Genomic DNA, 16,212 nt, shown 5'->3' on the forward strand with positions numbered 1-16,212 from the left:
GCAGAGTCCTCGTAGCGGAGCTACCAGGACTTTTCGGCAACGCCGCGAGGTGCGGTGCCAGACCACGCGGCCCGGGCGGGCATCTTGCATGGACCGCTAAGGGGTCCTTGCAAGATGAGCGTCCGATGAGGTCGCGTGGTCTGGTGCCGTGCATCGCAAGGCGCCGCAGAGTCCTCGTAGCGGAGCTACCAGGACTTTTCGGCAACGCCGCGAGGTGCGGTGCCAGACCACGCGGCCCGGGCGGGCATCTTGCATGGACCCCTCAGGCACCTTCCGGATCGCCGGGCGGTCTCACCGCGGGTGGGCGTTGCTCACAGGTCGAGGCCGGTGAGGACCATCACCCGCTCGTAGGTGTAGTCCTCCATCGCGAAGCGCACGCCCTCGCGGCCGACGCCGGACTGCTTGGTGCCGCCGTAGGGCATCTGGTCGGCGCGGTAGGAGGGGACGTCGCCGACGATCACGCCACCGACCTCCAGAGACCGGTGGGCGCGGAAGGCGGCCTGCACGTCGTGGGTGAACACCCCTGCCTGGAGGCCGTACTTGGAGTCGTTGACGAGGGCGAACGCGGCCTCCTCGTTGTCGACCCGGTGGACGGTGAGCACCGGCCCGAAGACCTCCTCGCAGGACAGGGTCGCCTCGGCGGGGACCTCGGCCAGGACGGTCGGGGCGTAGGAGGCGCCCTCCCGGGTGCCGCCGGTGAGGAGCTTCGCGCCCGCCCCCACCGCCTCGTCGACCCAGGACTCCACGCGGCGGGCGGCGTCCTCGTTGACGAGCGGGCCGACGTCGGTGGCGTCGTCGGCGGGGTCGCCGGTGACCTGCGCCTCGACGGCCGCCACGATGCGCGGTACCAGCCGGTCGTAGACGGTGGCGTCGGCGACGACCCGCTGCACGGACACGCAGGACTGGCCGCCCTGGTAGTTGGCGAAGGTGGCGATGCGGCCGGCGGCCCAGTCCAGGTCGGCGTCGCTCGCGTAGTCGGCGAGGACCACCGCCGCTCCGTTGCCGCCCAGTTCGAGGGTGCAGTGCTTGCGGGGCACCGAGTCCAGGATGTCGAAGCCGACCTTCTCCGAGCCGGTGAAGGAGACCACCGGCAGCCGCTCGTCGGCGACGAGGGCCGCCATGCGGTCGTTGGGGACCGGGAGGATGGACCAGGAACCCGCCGGCAGGTCGGTCTCGGCGAGGAACTCGCCGATCAGCAGGCCGGAGAGCGGGGTGGCCGGCGCCGGCTTGAGGATGATCGGGACACCCGCGGCGATCGCCGGTGCGATCTTGTGCGCGCACAGGTTGAGCGGGAAGTTGAAGGGCGCGATGCCCAGCACCGGGCCGCGCGGGAAGCGGCGGGTGAAGGCGAGGCGGCCCGTGCCGCCGGCGTCGGTGTCCAGCCGCTGCGCCTCACCGCTGTTGAAGCGGCGGGCCTCCTCGGCGGCGAAACGGAAGACGGAGATGGCGCGGCCGACCTCGCCCCGGGCCCACTTCATCGGCTTGCCGTTCTCGGCGGAGATCAGCCGGGCGATCTCCTCGACGCCGTCCTCCAGCCGACGGCGGACGTGCTCCAGGGCCGCGGCGCGCACGTGCGCCGGGGTGGCGGAGAACTCCTCCCCGACCGCGACGGCGGCGGCGACGGCCTCCTCGACCTGCTGCTCGGTGGGGAGGCTCACGCTGCCGACGAGACGTCCGTCCCAGGGCGAGGTGACGTCGAGGGTGGCTTCGCCGGTGGCCTCACGGCCGGCGAGCCAGAAGGCGTGGGTGCTGGCGTCCTGGGTGACTGGCACGTCGAATCCCGGCCCTTCGGTGGGTGGCTGGCGGGGCGACCGGACGGCCGCCCGCTGTGGACTGCGCCGGGCCGGTGCGCGACCGGCTCCCGGGCTCCTCTCACCGTAGGGGCATCCCGGTGGCCCGGCGCTTGTCCGCGACGGAGTGGTGCCGGGTCCGGTTGCGCCGATCCGGACAGCGCCACGGCACCGCCACGACGGTCACGGCCTCCCGGACGGGTGGGACCCGGCTTCCGGCCACCTCCCGGCGGGCGGCGGCGCGGCGTCAGCCCCGTGAGGACGGACGGGGCGGGCCGTTCAGCCCCGTGGGGCGGACGGCGGCGTGGAGCCCGCCTTCAGGGCGAGCCACAACTCCATGCGCACGTCCGGGTCGTCCAGGGAGCGGCCCAGGATCTCCTCCACGCGCCGCATCCGGTAGCGCAGGGTGTGGCGGTGGACGCCGAGTTCGGCGGCGGCCGCGTCCCACTGGCCGTGGCGCGAGAGCCAGGCCCGCAGCGAGGCCACCAGGTCCCCGCGTCCGGTGGCGTCGTGCTCGTGCAGCGCCCGCAGCATGCCGTCGGCGAAGGCGCGGACGGCGTCGTCGGCGAGCAGCGGCACGATCGAGCCGGTGGCCAGGTCCTCGTGCTCCACCAGGGCCCGGCCGCGGCGGCGGGCTATGGACAGCGCCTGTTCGGCCTGCCGGTAGGCGGCGGGAGCGCCCTTGAGGCCGGCCGGTGCGGAGAGCCCGACGGCGAGGTGGCCGACCGGGGCGGCCCCCTTCCCCTTCGCGGGGCGGCGCCCCCGGCCGCGGCCCTGCGCGTGCGTGGCCCAGCCGGCCTCCACCTCGGCCGCGCGCGCGGCGCAGGCCGCCACGACCGCTCCCCCGTCGGCGGCGACCACCACCAGCCGCCCGCCGTCCGGGACCGCCAGCAGCGTCTCCCCGGCGCGCGCGGCGGCGGTCTCCAGGACGTCGGCGAGCGACTCCAGGGCCGCGGGCTGCCCGTCCTGGTCTACGTCGCAGCCCGTCACCTCGGCCACCAGGACGCGGAAGGGGTCGTCCAGGAGCGTGCCGAAGAGGCGGCCCGCCACCACCCGGGCGTGGTCGGGCTCGCCCGCCAGCATCATCCGCAGCACGGCCGTGCCCAGGCGCTGTTCGGCCTCCTGGAGGGAACGGGTGCGCTCCAGGGTGAGGGTGAGGAGGGCGACGGCCGAGTGGACGGCGTAGCGTTCGGCGGTGCCCAGCGGGGCGCCGGTGCCGACGGCGAGGACGGCCCGGGCGCGGCGGCCGGTGCCCAGCGACTGCAGCTCGATCCGGTCGTCGGCGCCGGAACCGCCGACCACGACGCTGGCCGGGACCGGCCCCTCACGCAGCCGCGCCACGTCGGTGGTCAGCCGGGCGGCGCGGCGGGCGGCCCACTCGGGGGCGACCGCCGTCAGCGTCCCCGTCGCGTCGAAGAGCCCGGCCCAGCCTCCCAGGTGTGCGGCGAGCCGGGCCAGCAGGGCCTGCTGGCCGTCCGGGCCGAGAGCCGCCCGGGTCAGGTCGCGTTGGGCCTCGAACCCGTCGGTCACCGCCCGGTACTGGTCGGCGGCGACGGCGGCGGAGACGGCCTTGCTGATGGCGAGGAAGGGGGTCCTGCGGGGGACGCCGAGCAGCGGCAGCCGGTGCGCGCGGGCCGCCTCCACAAGAGCCTCGGGCGGCTCCTCGTAGTTGACGCCGAGGGCGAAGCCGAGCCCGACGACCCCCGCCTCGGCGATGCGGCCGACGTAGTGGCGTGCCGCCTCGGGGTCCGCCGCGTCCAGCTTGAGTGCCGTGATCAGCAGCAGCTCGCCGCCGTCCATGTACGGAACGGGGTCGATCAGTTCGCTGGCGTGCACCCAACGCACGGGCTGGTCCAGCCGGTCCTCGCCCGCGAGCACGCTCAGCTTCAGCGAGGAGTGGTGGACCAGCGAGGCGAGCGTGATCGGCATGGGACCCCTCGTCGGGCTGTTTCGGTGCACCGGGAGGGCGGGACGGGGGTGTCCGAGGCCTTCCGGCGCGGTAACGGGCGGGACCGGCACCGTTCGCTTGCGCACAGGCGCCGCTGCCGGGACCTGTGACGGGCACCACGCGGCCTCTACGCCGTCCCGTACGAACAGGTGCCCCCGATTGTGCCTCACCGGAGGAAATCCGGTGAAGGCTCCGTCCACCTTTCCGCGTCACACCCGCCCCCGTCTCCACACTCCGCCCCGCCCACCTCACACGGTGCGCACGCAGGGCGACGCAGGGCCCGACGCGCCTAGGCACCCCGCGCCCGCGACGGGGACGCCGCGCGGGGTTCGCGGGCGCCACGCCACCGGGGCGGCGGGCGCCCCGGTCAGCCGTCGAGGGAGACCAGCACCGGCGGGGAGTGGGCGCCGTCACGGGAGCGCACGGAGAGCACGGCGTGGCCGGGCGGGACCGCGTTGGCCAGGTCCGAGGCCGACCACCGCTCCCGCTCCACGGTGCGCACCGTCACGGCCTTCGCGGTGACCGCCTTGCCCGTCACCAGGCGCCGGAAGACGTGCACCGTCTTCATCAGCGCGCCCTCGGCGATGATCTGCCGGTCGGTGACGTCGCGGGTCTCCACCCACTCCTTGCCCCACACCTCGGCGAACCGGGCGCCGTCCCAGGTGGTCACCCCGGCGAACGCCACCCGGCAGCCGACCGCCCCCAGCAGCGAGGACCGCAGCGCCTCCGGCACGTCGTCCAGGCCGTGCAGGGTGAGGACGACACCCGCATGGGCCCCGCGCAGCCGGTGCAGCGCCCGCAGCGACTCGGGCGTCACGGTGTGGGAGGCGTCGTCCATGACGAGGCAGGCGAAGACGGAGTCGGCGGGCCGGGCGGCGACGCAGGCCGTGAACTGCGCCAGCACCAGGCGCGCGATGATCCGCGAGGCGTCGGGGTGGCCGCTCTGCGGGAGGTCGACGCGGATGCGCACCGGGTGGTCCAGGGAGCGCAGCGAGACCTGCCGGGTGTGGCCGGCGGTGTCGAAGAAGCGCGCGAAGGCCGGCCGGTCCAGCAGGGCCAGGCGGTCGGCGAGCAGCGCGGCGACGTCGCCCGGCCGCTCGGACTGCCGCTGCCGGGCGTCCAGTTCACGCAGCAGGGCGTGGGCCGCCGCGCCCTCCAGGAGGCCGCGCAGCTCCGCGAGCCGGCCGGGCACGCCGTCCAGGAGGTCGCGCAGCTCGCTGACGGCCGGGAAGCGGTCGTGGGCCCCCCGGAAGGGGCCGAGCAGCTGCGCCAGGGCCGTCGCGGCGCGCCTGCTGTCGCCGCCGGGGAGCTGCCCGGAGAGGTCGCCGACGAGCGCCTCCGCCAGCACGGCGGCGGCCTCGTCGGGGTCGGTGGTGCCGCCGTAGAGGTCCAGGTCGCAGTCGCTGCGCTCGGCGCCGGGGCGGACCACCACGTCGAACGCCTCGTCGGGGGCGAGCGGTGCCCCCGCCGCCCCCACCGCGACCACCGCGCAGTCGCCTGCCAGTGCCTGGAGGCAGAGCGACTCGGTGACCGGGCGGGTGAGCCGGTGGGACAGGCCCGCGGGGTCGACCGCCAGCAGGGAGGTGGCCAGTTCGGCGGGGGCGAGCGCCATGCCGGCGCCGCGGTGGGAGGCGGGGTTGCGGGTGTCGCGGGTCGCCCTGCCCAGCCTGACCTGGCCGACCAGCAGGTCGTGGTGGGCGGTGCGGTGGGCGAGGTCGCGCCGGCCCGAGGGGTGGGGGTAGGCGGCGGCACCCTGCCGCAGCACGGTGTCGTTGAAGGCCGCCGGGCTCTCCCGGCCCTCCCGCACGGCGCGCCAGGCACGGGCGAGGCGGGCGGCGTCGACGTCGTTCATCGCCCCGGCGTGCGCCTCGGCCACCAGGCGGTCCGCGGCGGCGTGGGCGCCGTGGGCGCGCAACTCCGGCCACAGGGCGCCCTCACCCGCCGGCGCGGGGGCGGCTCCGGGCGTCTGCGGACCGCGTCCGCGCACCAGGGGACGCAAGAAGCGGCGCCACACCTCCGCCCAGCGGCCGATCCGGCCGAAGACGACGAGGAGGACGGCGATGATGACGGCGTAGTAGGCGTCGTAGAGGACGACGGTGCCGGTGGGGCTGCCGGAGAACCGCCAGGAGTCGGGGGTGAGGAGCTCCAGCGGCAGCACCCACCACTGGCCGAGGTAGCCGTTCCACAGCAGCGACCAGAGCAGCCAGGCGCACAGCAGCGACACCAGTGCGCCGCCCACGAGTTGACGGGAGGACACCCGCTCGGGGTCGTCGGCGGCCGGCGGGACGTAGCGGTGGCGCCACACACCGGCGGGCGCCGCGGGGCGGGGTGCCCGCAGCCAGCGCACCAGCGGCGGTTCCGAGCCGTCCGGCCGCCGCCCGTCGCCCTGCCGGGGCCCCGGCACAGCCGCCGCGGCACCCGCTGACGGCGAGCCCGGCGGCGGCGGCGGGACGGCCGGTTTCGGCGGGGCGGCGGGGCGCGGCGGGTCCACCGGCGCGCCCTGCACGGGCCAGGGGCGGCCCGCTCCGGCCACCGGGTCCCCCGGCGCCCGCGGCACGCCCCGGCCGCCGCCCTCCCCCGGCGCTCCCGCGGCGCCGGCCCGCATGTCGCCTCGCGCCTCCTGCGCCCCGGGCCTCTCGGCGGGTGGGGGCACGAAGTGGCGTGCCGCGTCGTACCTGCCCTCGCTGTCCATCAGCCTGTCCCTCGTCCCCTCAGCGGTACCGCGGCCAATCTAGTAGGGCCGCGCGTACGGGACCGCCGGCACCGCGTTGTCCGTCGCGGACAACGCGACACGCGCACTTCTCCCGAACGGAACATGCCCGCCTCCCCCGGCCGCCCCTAGCCTGCCCACACAGCCCTTTCTCTGCCCGTTCCACCTGAGGGAGAACGCCATGACCGAACTGACCGGAGGCCCCGGACTCCCCCAGGAGCGCCGCGTGGTGACCGCCGTCCCCGGGCCCGAGTCGCAGAAGCTGTGGGCCCGCAAGCAGGCCACCGTTGCCGACGGGGTCGGCGCGGTGCTGCCCGTCTTCGTCCGCCGGGCGGGCGGCGGCGTCCTGGAGGACGTCGACGGCAACTCCCTGATCGACCTCGGCTCCGGCATCGCGGTCACCTCCGTCGGCAACAGCGCCGAGGCCGTGGTGCGGCGCGCGGGGGCACAGCTCGAAGCGTTCACCCACACGTGTGCCATGGTCGCGCCCTACGAGCCGTACGTGGAGGTGTGCGAGCAGCTCGCCGCCCTCACCCCGGGCGACCACGCCAAGAAGTCCGCGCTGTTCAACTCCGGCGCCGAGGCGGTGGAGAACGCGGTGAAGATCGCCCGCGTGTACACCGGGCGGCAGGCCGTGGTGGTCTTCGACCACGGCTACCACGGCCGCACCAACCTGACCATGGCGCTGACGGCGAAGAACATGCCGTACAAGCACGGCTTCGGGCCGTTCGCCCCCGAGGTCTACCGGGTGCCGCTGGCCTACCCCTACCGCTGGCTGACCGGGCCGGAGAACTGCGCGCAGGAGGCCGCGGCGCAGGCGATCGACCAGATCACCAAGCAGATCGGTGCGGAGAACGTCGCCGCGATGATCATCGAGCCGGTGCTCGGCGAGGGCGGGTTCATCGAGCCTGCCAAGGGCTTCCTGCCGGCGATGGCCGAGTTCGCCCGCGAGAACGGCATCGTCTTCGTCGCCGACGAGATCCAGTCCGGCTTCTGCCGGACCGGCCAGTGGTTCGCCTGCGAGGACGAGGGCATCGTGCCCGACCTCATCACGACGGCGAAGGGCATCGCCGGCGGTCTGCCGCTGGCGGCGGTGACCGGGCGTGCCGAGATCATGGACGCGGCGCACAGCGGCGGACTCGGCGGCACCTACGGCGGCAACCCCGTGGCCTGCGCCGCGGCCCTGGGCGCGATCGAGACGATGAAGGAGCTCGACCTCCCGGCCAGGGCCCGGCGCATCGGCGAGGTCATGAAGTCGCGTCTGACGGCGATGGCGGAGAAGCACGAGGTCATCGGTGAGGTCCGCGGCCGTGGCGCGATGATCGCCATCGAGCTGGTCAAGCCCGGCTCGAAGGATCCGGACCCGCAGGCGACAGCGGCGCTTGCCAAGGCCTGCCACCAGGAGGGTGTGCTGGTGCTGACCACCGGCACCTACGGCAACGTGATGCGCTTCCTGCCGCCCCTGGTCATCGGCGAGGACCTGCTGAACGAGGCCCTGGACGTGCTGGAGAACGCCCTGGCCGCCCTCTGACCCGCGGACCCGGTGGGGCGCACCGTGCGCCCCGCCGGGTCCGGGCGGCGGGTGGGCCCCGGCGGCCCCGGACGGTACCCTCGGCCCTCGGGTGTCCGGAGGTTCGGCGAGGGGCGTGAAGAGGGTGTGCGAGCACGATGGCGGCCCCGTGATCCCTCTCCCGCCCCGCGCCCGGCCGGGCTACGGTCGTCACGGATGAGGCAGACACCCCGCCCGCCGCACTCAGCGGACGGTTCCCGGTGGACACCCCTGCGGTTCCTACCGGGGCGCGCCGCGGCGCACACTCCCGGAGCCGCCAGCTCCGGAACTCCTCCTCACCGATCGGATGGCCGCTCGCCCCACGCCCCCCGGGGCGCGCGGTACGCCGATCCCTCCGGCCGCCCCGGGCCCACCCCACCTCTGCCGGGGCGGTCGGGGAGCCCCTCTCCCGCGACCGGCCGGCGCCGCGTCCGCCCCCTGGTCACCAGCGGCCTGTCACTGGTCCTCTTCGCGCTCCTCGGCCTTCAGGTGGCCGGCGGCGGGCCGCTGCGTTCCGCGGACGTGCGCGTCGACGCCGCGGCACTGCGGACAGGTCCCGCGCTCCTCTCCCCCGGTGCCGCCCACTTCCTCGCCGACCTCGGCAACGCGTCGGTCGCCGTCCCGGTGGCGCTGACGGCCGTCGTCTTCGCCGTGCGGGCGGGGCTGCGTGCCCGGTCCTCCCGGTGGTGGCTGCCTCCGGTGGCCGCGGCGGCCACCTGCGCGGCGGTCCCGCTGCTCGTCGTCCCCCTGAAGGCCCTCTTCGCCCGTCCCGCCCCGCCGGGTCCGCTGGCGGGGACGAGCGGCTTCTTCCCCTCCGGGCACGCCGCGACCGCCGTCGCCGCCTACGCGGGTGCCGCCGTGCTGCTGACCGGCTTCCTCGCCCGCCGGTGGGTGCGCCGGGTGGTGGCGCTGACCGCGGTGGTGCTGAACGCCGGTGTCGCCGTGGGCCTCGTGGTGTGCGGCTACCACTGGCCGCTGGACGTGGTGGCGAGCTGGTGCCTGTGCGGGGCCCTGCTGCCGGCGCTCCGGGCCTGCACACGGGCCGCGGGCAGTCGGGCCTCGGCGCCGGAGGGCGGAACCTCGGACGCCGGCCGGGGCGGGGCGGCGGACCCCGGCCGCGGCGGGGACGTGGACGGCGGCCCGGCGACGGACGCGGGCCGCGCGGACTGACGGCGGGCGGGGCCGTGCCCGCCCCTCGCGCACGCCGGTGCGGTGCAGGTCAGGAGCCGCTTTCCCGCAGTTCCGCCGCCGCCTCGTGCAGGGCCCGGTCCAGCAGTTCCGGGTCGGTGAGGTGACCGCTGCCGTCCGGCTCGACCAGCCAGCGCACTCCGCCGGTGGCCCGCCCCGGGTAGGGAACCACAAGCCACCCCCCGGCCCCCAGGAAGCGCAGGCTCGTCCCCAGCCGGCCGGCGGCGGTGCCGGGCGGGACGAGGAAGGCGACGCGGGTGTCGCCGAAGTCCGCCAGCACCGGACCGGGGGCCCGGCCGGTGCGGCGGAGCACGGTGAGCGCGCGGGGGCCGAGGGGGCCCTCGGCGAGGGCGACGTCCCACAACCGCCCCACCGGCAACAGGGCGACGCCCAGCGGGTGCTGCTCCCAGGCCCGCCGGCACTTCTCGGGCTCCTCCTCCGCCGACACCAGCCAGGTGACGGCCCGCTCGACCGCTGCTGCGTCCATGCGCCCTCCTCGTTTCCCGTTCCGCGGGTGGTCACGAGGGAGAGGGCCGGCAGCCCGGGTCCTTACAGCGTTCCGCGCACCGATGCGCTCGACGGACCGTGACGTGCGCCACCTCGGCCCCGGGGACGGGGGCCTGCCGCCCGCCCCGCCCGGTGCGGGCAGGTCAGCGAGGGGCCGAGGAGAGCGGGAGGGCGTCGAGGTCGTCCAGCGGGAGCAGGGGGATGCCACCCGGCCGGTCCACGGCCTGCCAGAGCGCGCGGACACCGGGATCGTCCCCGGGGCCGCCCTCGTACTCCCGCAGGTAGCCGGCGAGGAAGGTGCGCACCGCCGCACCCGGGAGCCGGCCGGCGGCGTCGGTCGGCGGGCAGGGCGGGAGGACCACCAGCAGCATGTCCGGGACGCGGCGCCCGGTGTGCCGCAGGGCGGGCTGGAAGAAGGGCACGTCGAGCGCGCGACCGCCGTGCCGGGCGTAGAAGCGCAGTCGCGCGGCCGGGTCGCCGTGTTCCCGGTGGGCCCCGCGCCCGCGGGGGTTCTCCACCTCCACCAGGGTGAGCCGCGGCCGGAAGCGGGACTGTTAGGCCTGCGTGACCTCTCTCATCAACCGGCCGCCGAGCCCCGAGGACCGAACCCCGGGGCACACCGCCAGGTAGGAGAGCAGCAGGACACCGCTGTCCTCGTCCATGTCGCCCACCGCGACGGCCTGCGGCCGGTCCTCGTCGTCGACCACGGTGCTGACGACCGCCCGTCCGGCGAGGGCCGCCGCCCTGAGCGACTCCAGGCTCTCGAGCTCCTCGGCGGGAAAGGCCGGCCGGAGCACCTCCTCGTACACGGCGGACAGCAGCTCGCTCCCGCCGTCGGCCTCGGTCATGCGCATGCGGCACCTCCCGGCGGCCGGAGGGGCGAAACGACCGGTCCCCGAAGGCGGCCTCCCGCGGGCGTCCCGGACAGGGTGGAACCTGACCTCAGTGTCCGTGCCCCGGGACACAATGGCCACTGATGAGGGGCGGCGAGGGCGGTGCGGTCCCGGGGCGGAGGAGGAGGGGCCATGGGGTACGGAGCGGTGAGCACGTCACCGTCGGGCGGCGGGCCGCGGAGCGTGGCCGAACTGCTGAGCCGGTCGGCGGCGGGGCACAGGGAGAAGTTCCTCTACTTCTGGGGGCACGCACCCCGACGCGACGGACGCGTGGGGCCGGGCTGCCTGAGCCAGTGGTGGCCCGCCCCGTTCACGGTGGACGGCGTGCGCTACGCGACCGCGGAGCACTGGATGATGGCCGGCAAGGCCCGGCTGTTCGGGGACGCGGACGCCGAACAGCGCGCCCTGGCCGCAGGCCACCCACGCGACGCCAAGGAGGCCGGTCGCGGCGTGCGCGGATTCGACGAGGCGGCCTGGCGGGCCCACCGCTACGCGCTGGTCGTGACCGGCAACATCCACAAGTTCGGCCGGCACCCGGACCTCCGGGAGTACCTGCTGACCACCGGCGACCGCGTGCTGGTCGAGGCCAGTCCGACAGACCGCGTGTGGGGCATCGGCCTGGCCCGCACCGACCCGCGCAGCGAGGACGTCGCCCAGTGGCGCGGTGAGAACCTCCTGGGTTTCGCGCTCATGGCGGCCCGGGCGCACCTGAGCACGGCCTCCTGGCCCGGGCCCCCGGCCTGACCCGGTGGGCGCCGGAGCCCGGCCCGGGGCCCCGCCCGGGGAGTGTCGCGCCGAGCGGTGGTCGCCGCGCCCCGGAGTTCACCCGGGCAGGGGCCGGCCCCTACCGCTGGCGGATGCTCGCCCGCCCGAAGCCGCCCGGGACCGGAGGGTGCGGGTGGGTGGCCGTGGCGTGATAGGTGCCGGGATCCTCGTCGGGGGGCCCGGTGGGCAGGGAGGTACCGCCGGAGAGGCTGAGCGCCACGAACGCCAGAACGCCGGCGCTCAGCAGCAGTCCGGCCCCGCCCAGGGCGATACCGGCCGTGGCCGACCCCCGGTTGCTCGCCGTACCGTGGCGCACCCGCGCCCGCCCAGCCGCACCGAGACCGATCGCCAGCACCCCCAGCAGGGCGCCGAAAACGATGCTGGGGCTCAGCAGGACGGCCACCACGCCGACGACCAGCGCGGCGGTCCCGAACCCGTTGTTCGGGTACCACAGCGGCAGGGGCTGGGACGCCGCAGGGAAGCCCGCCCAGGGGCCGCCGGCCGCCGGGTGGCCCGTTGTCCCGTCGCCGGGCCACGGCCCCGGCTGCGCTCCGCCGGGTACCAAGACGGCCGGGGGCACGGAGGACGGCGGCGCCCCGGCAGCGGAGGCGCCGCCGTGGTGTCCGGCCTCGCCGAAGGTTCCGGAGAGCGCCGGACCGGGTCCGCCGCCGCGGAGCCCGACGGGCCCCGCGGGCGCGATGGGTGGGTGCCCGGTGAGGGGGACGGGAGGTGTGTGCCCGCCCGGGGCGGCGGGAGGCGCCGGGACGGCGTACCCGTGGCCCCAGCGCGGCTGTGCCTCCCCTGCGGGCGCCGGACTCTTCGCGACCGGTGCGGCGCCCACCGGAGCCTCACCTCTGCGGGTGTGCGGCGGCGCCGTGCCTGCGGAGCCGCAGGGCGCGCCCTCGCCGGTGGCGGCCGGCGGCGCCGGCGTGTCGTCGGCCGGTCGGCGCGCGGCCGCCCCGAAGAGCGCGGCCGGCGGCGGCCCCCACGGCCAGTCCGCCGTCCGCCCGCTCCCGGCGCCACCCGCGCCCCCTGCGCCGGTCGCCCCGCCCGGTCCCCCGGGCCGGTCGGACACCCCGGGGCCGCCGGACACCCCGGGGCCGCCGGACACCGCGGGCCCGGCCCGGTGGCCGTCGCCGCCGGCTTCGCCCCTCTGCGCGGTCCCGCCCTGGCCCCCGCCTCTGGTACCGGTGCTCATCCGTGCGCTCTCCCCACCCACGACGTCATGACGGGGCCCTCACCTGCGCCACCCGGCCGATCCGGGACGGCATGAAGCCCCGGGGCCCACCCCCGGCCCCGGTTCGTCATGCTACGGGCCGACCACCCGAACGGGGGACATGTCCCTCTACGATGACAGTTGCGGCACCTCGCGCCACCGGGACCTGCTTCCGGGCCGGGGCGCCCACGTCGTCGCGGGCCCGGGTCCCAGGGCCCGAAGAGCCGGGGAGAGCCCCCGCGGGAGGAGAGAGCGTGCCCCAAGCAGCCGATCCGTCGGAGTCCACCGACCGGTCCGACACTCCGGGGATGAAGGCGTTCGTCGCCGGGCTCCCCAAGGCCGAGCTGCACGTCCACCACGTCGGTTCGGCGTCCCCCCGCATCGTGGCCGAACTGGCCGCGCGCCACCCGGACTCGACGGTTCCCGCGGACCCCGCCGCTCTCGTGGACTTCTTCACCTTCCGCGACTTCGCCCACTTCATCCAGGTCTACCTCTCCGTCGTCGACCTCGTCCGCGACGCCGAGGACGTCCGCCTGCTGACCTTCGAGATCGCCCGGGACATGGCGCGGCAGAACATCCGCTACGCCGAGCTGACCGTGACGCCCTACAGCTCGGTGCGGCGCGGCATCCCCGACGTGGCGTTCGTCGAGGCCATCGAGGACGCGCGCCTGGCCGCCGAGCGCGAACTCGGCGTGGTCCTGCGCTGGTGCTTCGACATCCCCGGAGAGGCGGGCCTGGAGTCCGCCGAGGAGACCGCCCGCATCGCCTGCGAGCTGAAGCCCGAGGGGCTGGTCTCGTTCGGCCTGGGGGGACCGGAGATCGGCGTCGAACGCCCGCAGTTCAAGCCGTACTTCGACCGTGCGATCGCCGCCGGCCTCCACTCGGTGCCGCACGCCGGCGAGACCACCGGGCCGCAGACCATCTGGGACGCCCTCACGGCCCTGCGCGCCGAACGCATCGGGCACGGCACCAGCGCCACCCGCGACCCCGAGCTGCTGGGGCACCTGGCGGAGCGCCGCATCCCCCTGGAGGTGTGCCCCACCTCCAACATCGCGACGCGGGCGGTGGCCACCTTGGAGGAGCACCCGCTGCGCGAGATGGTCGAGGCGGGTGTCCTCGTCACCATCAACAGCGACGACCCCCCGATGTTCGGCACCGATCTCAACACCGAGTACGAGGTGGCCGCCCGGCTGCTCGGCCTCGACACCGACGGGGTCGCGGCCCTGGCGAAGAACGCCGTCGACGCCTCGTTCATGGCGGAGGCCGCCAAGACCCGGCTGCGCTCGGAGATCGACACCTTCGCAGCCGCCTGGCGGGGCTGACCGCCGGCCACGGGTTCCCCAAGTCGCGGCACTTCGGGATCCCGTGGCCCCGCAGCCCGCGAGGCCCCCGGCCCCTTCAGAGCTTCAGGTACATCACGTGGAGCCCCACGTAACCCGCCGTGGGGTGGTGGAAGGCCTCGGGAACCGTGCCCACCACCTCGAACCCGAGCGACCGGTAGAGGGCGACCGCGCGCGTGTTTGTCTCCACGACCGCGTTGAACTGCATGCCGCGGAAGCCCTGTGCCCGCGCCCAGGCGATGCTGTCGGCGCACAGCGCACGGCCCACCCCCCGGCCGGCGCACGCCGGGTCGACCATGTAGCTGGCGCTGGCCACATGGGCGCCGTTGCCCTCACGGTTGGGGTTCATCTTGGCCGTACCCAGCACCCGCCCCGACGCGTCGACCGCCACGACGCTGCGGGACGGCGGCTGCAGCAGCCACAGGTCCCGCCCCTCCTCGTAGCCGGTGTCGAGCCGGTAGGGGTAGGTCTCACCGGCCTTGACGATCTGCTCGAAGATCGGCCAGATCTCCGGCCACTGCTCCTCGGTGGCCTCGGTAATCCTCATGCCGCCATGCTGGGCCCCGGCCCCCGGCCGGTCCACCACATTTCGTGGTGCGCCTCCGGTGACCCGCGCCCCCGCGGCCCGTGGCCCCGGGAGGGACCGTGGCGCGGGCATCCCGAAGGGCCCCCCGTACAGAAGCCCACCGCGCAGGGGCGGACCGCCACCCCTGTCAGGGTGGCGGTCCGCCGGCCGCGTCACCGCGTCGTTCAGCCCTCCAGCGAGGTCATGACGTGCTTGACCCGGGTGTAGTCCTCGAACCCGTAGGCGGAGAGGTCCTTGCCGTAACCGGACTTCTTGAACCCGCCGTGCGGCATCTCCGCCACCAGCGGGATGTGCGTGTTGATCCACACGCAACCGAAGTCGAGCTTCTTGGACATCCGCATGGCGCGCGCGTGGTCCTTCGTCCACACCGACGAGGCCAGCCCGTACTCGATGTCGTTGGCCCAGGCCAGGGCCTCCTCCTCGTCCCGGAAGGACTGGACGGTGATGACGGGCCCGAAGACCTCGTTCTGGACGATCTCGTCGTCCTGCCGCAGCCCCGAGACGACGGTCGGGGCGAAGTAGTACCCCTTGTCGCCGACGCGCTGACCGCCGGCGAGCACCTTGGCGTGGGCGGGCAGGCGGTCGATGAAGCCCTGGACCCGGGCGAGCTGGTCGGCGTTGTTCAGCGGCCCGTACAGGACGTCCTCGTCGTCGGCCGGACCGGTCCTGGTCTCCGCGGCGGCCTTGGCCAGCGCGGCCACGAACTCGTCGTGGAGGGACTCCTGGACCAGTACGCGGGTCGCGGCGGTGCAGTCCTGACCGGCGTTGAAGTACCCGGCGACCGCGATCTCCTCGACCGCCTTGGCCAGGTCGGTGTCCTCGAACACCACGACCGGGGCCTTGCCGCCGAGCTCCAGGTGGACCCGCTTGAGGTCCTTGGAGGCCGACTCGGCGACCTGCATGCCGGCCCGCACCGAACCGGTGATGGACGCCATCGCCGGCACCTCGTGCTCGACCATCAGGCGCCCGGTCTCCCGGTCGCCGCAGATGACGTTGAACACGCCCTTGGGGTGGCCCAGTTCGTCGAGCACACCACCGATGATCTCGGCGATGAGCACGGTGGAGGCGGGGGTGGTGTCGGACGGCTTGAGCACGACCGTGTTGCCCGCCGCGAGGGCCGGCGCGAACTTCCACACCGCCATCATCATCGGGTAGTTCCAGGGCGCCACCTGCGCGCAGACGCCGATCGGCTCCCGGCGGATGATGGAGGTCAGCCCGTCCATGTACTCGCCGGCCGAGCGGCCCTCCAGCATCCGCGCCGCACCGGCGAAGAAGCGGATCTGGTCCACCATCGGCGGGACCTCTTCGGAGCGCACCAGGGCGATCGGCTTGCCGCAGTTCTCCGACTCGGCGGCGACCAGGTCCTCCGCCCGCTCCTCGAAGCGGTCGGCGATCTTCAGCAGCACCTTCTGGCGCTCGGCGGGAACGAGGTCCCGCCAGGCCGGGAAGGCGGCCTCCGCGGCGGCCATGGCCGCGTCGACGTCGGCGGCCCCGGAGAGCGGCGCGGTGGCGTAGGGCTCCCCCGTGGCCGGATCGATCACCTGCGTGGTGCGCCCGTCGGCGGCGTCCCGGAACTCTCCGGCGACGTAGTTCCGTAGCTTGCGCAGCCGTCCCTGCTCTGGGCTTGCGGCGGTCACGTGCAACCCTCCTGTCGACGTCCGGATGTGGGGTGCCCCCACCCTAGCCCCGGGGGCGACGTTTTCGACATACCTATGGGCAT

General features: G+C 75.4%; 13 protein-coding genes. 4 read left to right on the plus strand and 9 right to left on the minus strand.

Annotated features, from left to right (window positions below):
- Positions 1-311: 311 nt before the first annotated feature.
- The 3 genes from ACFV3R_RS05010 to ACFV3R_RS05020 form a co-directional block, all read right to left on the minus strand.
- Complete coding sequence (locus ACFV3R_RS05010) at positions 312-1,772, minus strand: aldehyde dehydrogenase family protein (RefSeq protein WP_385575684.1); 1,461 nt, start codon at positions 1,770-1,772, stop codon at positions 312-314.
- A 297-nt stretch (positions 1,773-2,069) separates the two neighbouring features.
- Complete coding sequence (locus ACFV3R_RS05015; RefSeq protein WP_385575687.1) at positions 2,070-3,719, minus strand: PucR family transcriptional regulator; 1,650 nt, start codon at positions 3,717-3,719, stop codon at positions 2,070-2,072.
- A 386-nt stretch (positions 3,720-4,105) separates the two neighbouring features.
- Positions 4,106-6,430, minus strand: coding sequence for an ATP-binding protein (locus ACFV3R_RS05020; protein WP_385575689.1), 2,325 nt, complete (start codon positions 6,428-6,430; stop codon positions 4,106-4,108).
- A 199-nt stretch (positions 6,431-6,629) separates the two neighbouring features.
- Between ACFV3R_RS05020 and gabT the strand changes: the two genes are divergently transcribed.
- Together gabT and ACFV3R_RS05030 are read left to right on the plus strand one after the other, a co-directional pair.
- Positions 6,630-7,979, plus strand: coding sequence for a 4-aminobutyrate--2-oxoglutarate transaminase (gene gabT / locus ACFV3R_RS05025; protein WP_385575692.1), 1,350 nt, complete (start codon positions 6,630-6,632; stop codon positions 7,977-7,979).
- A gap of 540 nt (positions 7,980-8,519) precedes the next feature.
- Entirely contained in the window at positions 8,520-9,167 is a 648-nt protein-coding gene (locus ACFV3R_RS05030) for a phosphatase PAP2 family protein (RefSeq protein ID WP_385575695.1), read from the plus strand.
- Positions 9,168-9,216: 49 nt separating this feature from the next.
- On the opposite strand, the gene ACFV3R_RS05035 is transcribed toward ACFV3R_RS05030, so the two are convergent.
- The 3 genes from ACFV3R_RS05035 to ACFV3R_RS05045 form a co-directional block, all read right to left on the minus strand.
- Entirely contained in the window at positions 9,217-9,672 is a 456-nt protein-coding gene (locus ACFV3R_RS05035; protein ID WP_385575698.1) for a bifunctional DNA primase/polymerase, read from the minus strand.
- A gap of 163 nt (positions 9,673-9,835) precedes the next feature.
- Entirely contained in the window at positions 9,836-10,210 is a 375-nt protein-coding gene (locus ACFV3R_RS05040) for a hypothetical protein (RefSeq protein WP_385575701.1), read from the minus strand.
- Between the two features lie 36 nt (positions 10,211-10,246).
- Complete coding sequence (locus ACFV3R_RS05045) at positions 10,247-10,540, minus strand: GNAT family N-acetyltransferase (RefSeq protein ID WP_385575703.1); 294 nt, start codon at positions 10,538-10,540, stop codon at positions 10,247-10,249.
- A gap of 177 nt (positions 10,541-10,717) precedes the next feature.
- On the opposite strand from ACFV3R_RS05045, the gene ACFV3R_RS05050 reads away from it, so the two are divergent.
- Entirely contained in the window at positions 10,718-11,329 is a 612-nt protein-coding gene (locus ACFV3R_RS05050; protein ID WP_385575706.1) for an NADAR family protein, read from the plus strand.
- A gap of 100 nt (positions 11,330-11,429) precedes the next feature.
- On the opposite strand, the gene ACFV3R_RS05055 is transcribed toward ACFV3R_RS05050, so the two are convergent.
- Positions 11,430-11,930: a DUF4190 domain-containing protein gene (locus ACFV3R_RS05055; RefSeq protein ID WP_385575709.1), complete on the minus strand. Its 501-nt coding sequence runs from the start codon at positions 11,928-11,930 to the stop codon at positions 11,430-11,432.
- A 944-nt stretch (positions 11,931-12,874) separates the two neighbouring features.
- Between ACFV3R_RS05055 and ACFV3R_RS05060 the strand changes: the two genes are divergently transcribed.
- A complete protein-coding gene (locus tag ACFV3R_RS05060; RefSeq protein WP_385576418.1) occupies positions 12,875-13,888 on the plus strand; it encodes an adenosine deaminase in 1,014 nt (337 codons plus the stop codon).
- A 76-nt stretch (positions 13,889-13,964) separates the two neighbouring features.
- On the opposite strand, the gene ACFV3R_RS05065 is transcribed toward ACFV3R_RS05060, so the two are convergent.
- Together ACFV3R_RS05065 and ACFV3R_RS05070 are read right to left on the minus strand one after the other, a co-directional pair.
- The gene (locus ACFV3R_RS05065) at positions 13,965-14,453 is read right to left on the minus strand and encodes a GNAT family N-acetyltransferase (RefSeq protein WP_385575712.1); all 489 of its coding nucleotides are present in this window, start codon (positions 14,451-14,453) and stop codon (positions 13,965-13,967) included.
- A 203-nt stretch (positions 14,454-14,656) separates the two neighbouring features.
- A complete protein-coding gene (locus ACFV3R_RS05070) occupies positions 14,657-16,129 on the minus strand; it encodes a gamma-aminobutyraldehyde dehydrogenase (protein ID WP_385575715.1) in 1,473 nt (490 codons plus the stop codon).
- Positions 16,130-16,212: the final 83 nt, after the last annotated feature.

The sequence above is a fragment of the Streptomyces sp. NPDC059740 genome (genome assembly GCF_042733155.1).
GTDB lineage: Bacteria > Actinomycetota > Actinomycetes > Streptomycetales > Streptomycetaceae > Streptomyces.

Excerpts from the sequence above, each read along its gene's own strand:
- ACFV3R_RS05015 (WP_385575687.1), bottom strand. The coding sequence starts at position 3,719 with ATGCCGATCACGCTCGCCTCGCTGGTCCACCACTCCTCGCTGAAGCTG.
- ACFV3R_RS05020 (WP_385575689.1), bottom strand. The coding sequence starts at position 6,430 with ATGGACAGCGAGGGCAGGTACGACGCGGCACGCCACTTCGTGCCCCCA.
- gabT (WP_385575692.1), top strand. The coding sequence starts at position 6,630 with ATGACCGAACTGACCGGAGGCCCCGGACTCCCCCAGGAGCGCCGCGTG.
- ACFV3R_RS05035 (WP_385575698.1), bottom strand. The coding sequence starts at position 9,672 with ATGGACGCAGCAGCGGTCGAGCGGGCCGTCACCTGGCTGGTGTCGGCG.
- ACFV3R_RS05045 (WP_385575703.1), bottom strand. The coding sequence starts at position 10,540 with ATGACCGAGGCCGACGGCGGGAGCGAGCTGCTGTCCGCCGTGTACGAG.
- ACFV3R_RS05050 (WP_385575706.1), top strand. The coding sequence starts at position 10,718 with ATGGGGTACGGAGCGGTGAGCACGTCACCGTCGGGCGGCGGGCCGCGG.
- ACFV3R_RS05060 (WP_385576418.1), top strand. The coding sequence starts at position 12,875 with ATGAAGGCGTTCGTCGCCGGGCTCCCCAAGGCCGAGCTGCACGTCCAC.
- ACFV3R_RS05065 (WP_385575712.1), bottom strand. The coding sequence starts at position 14,453 with ATGAGGATTACCGAGGCCACCGAGGAGCAGTGGCCGGAGATCTGGCCG.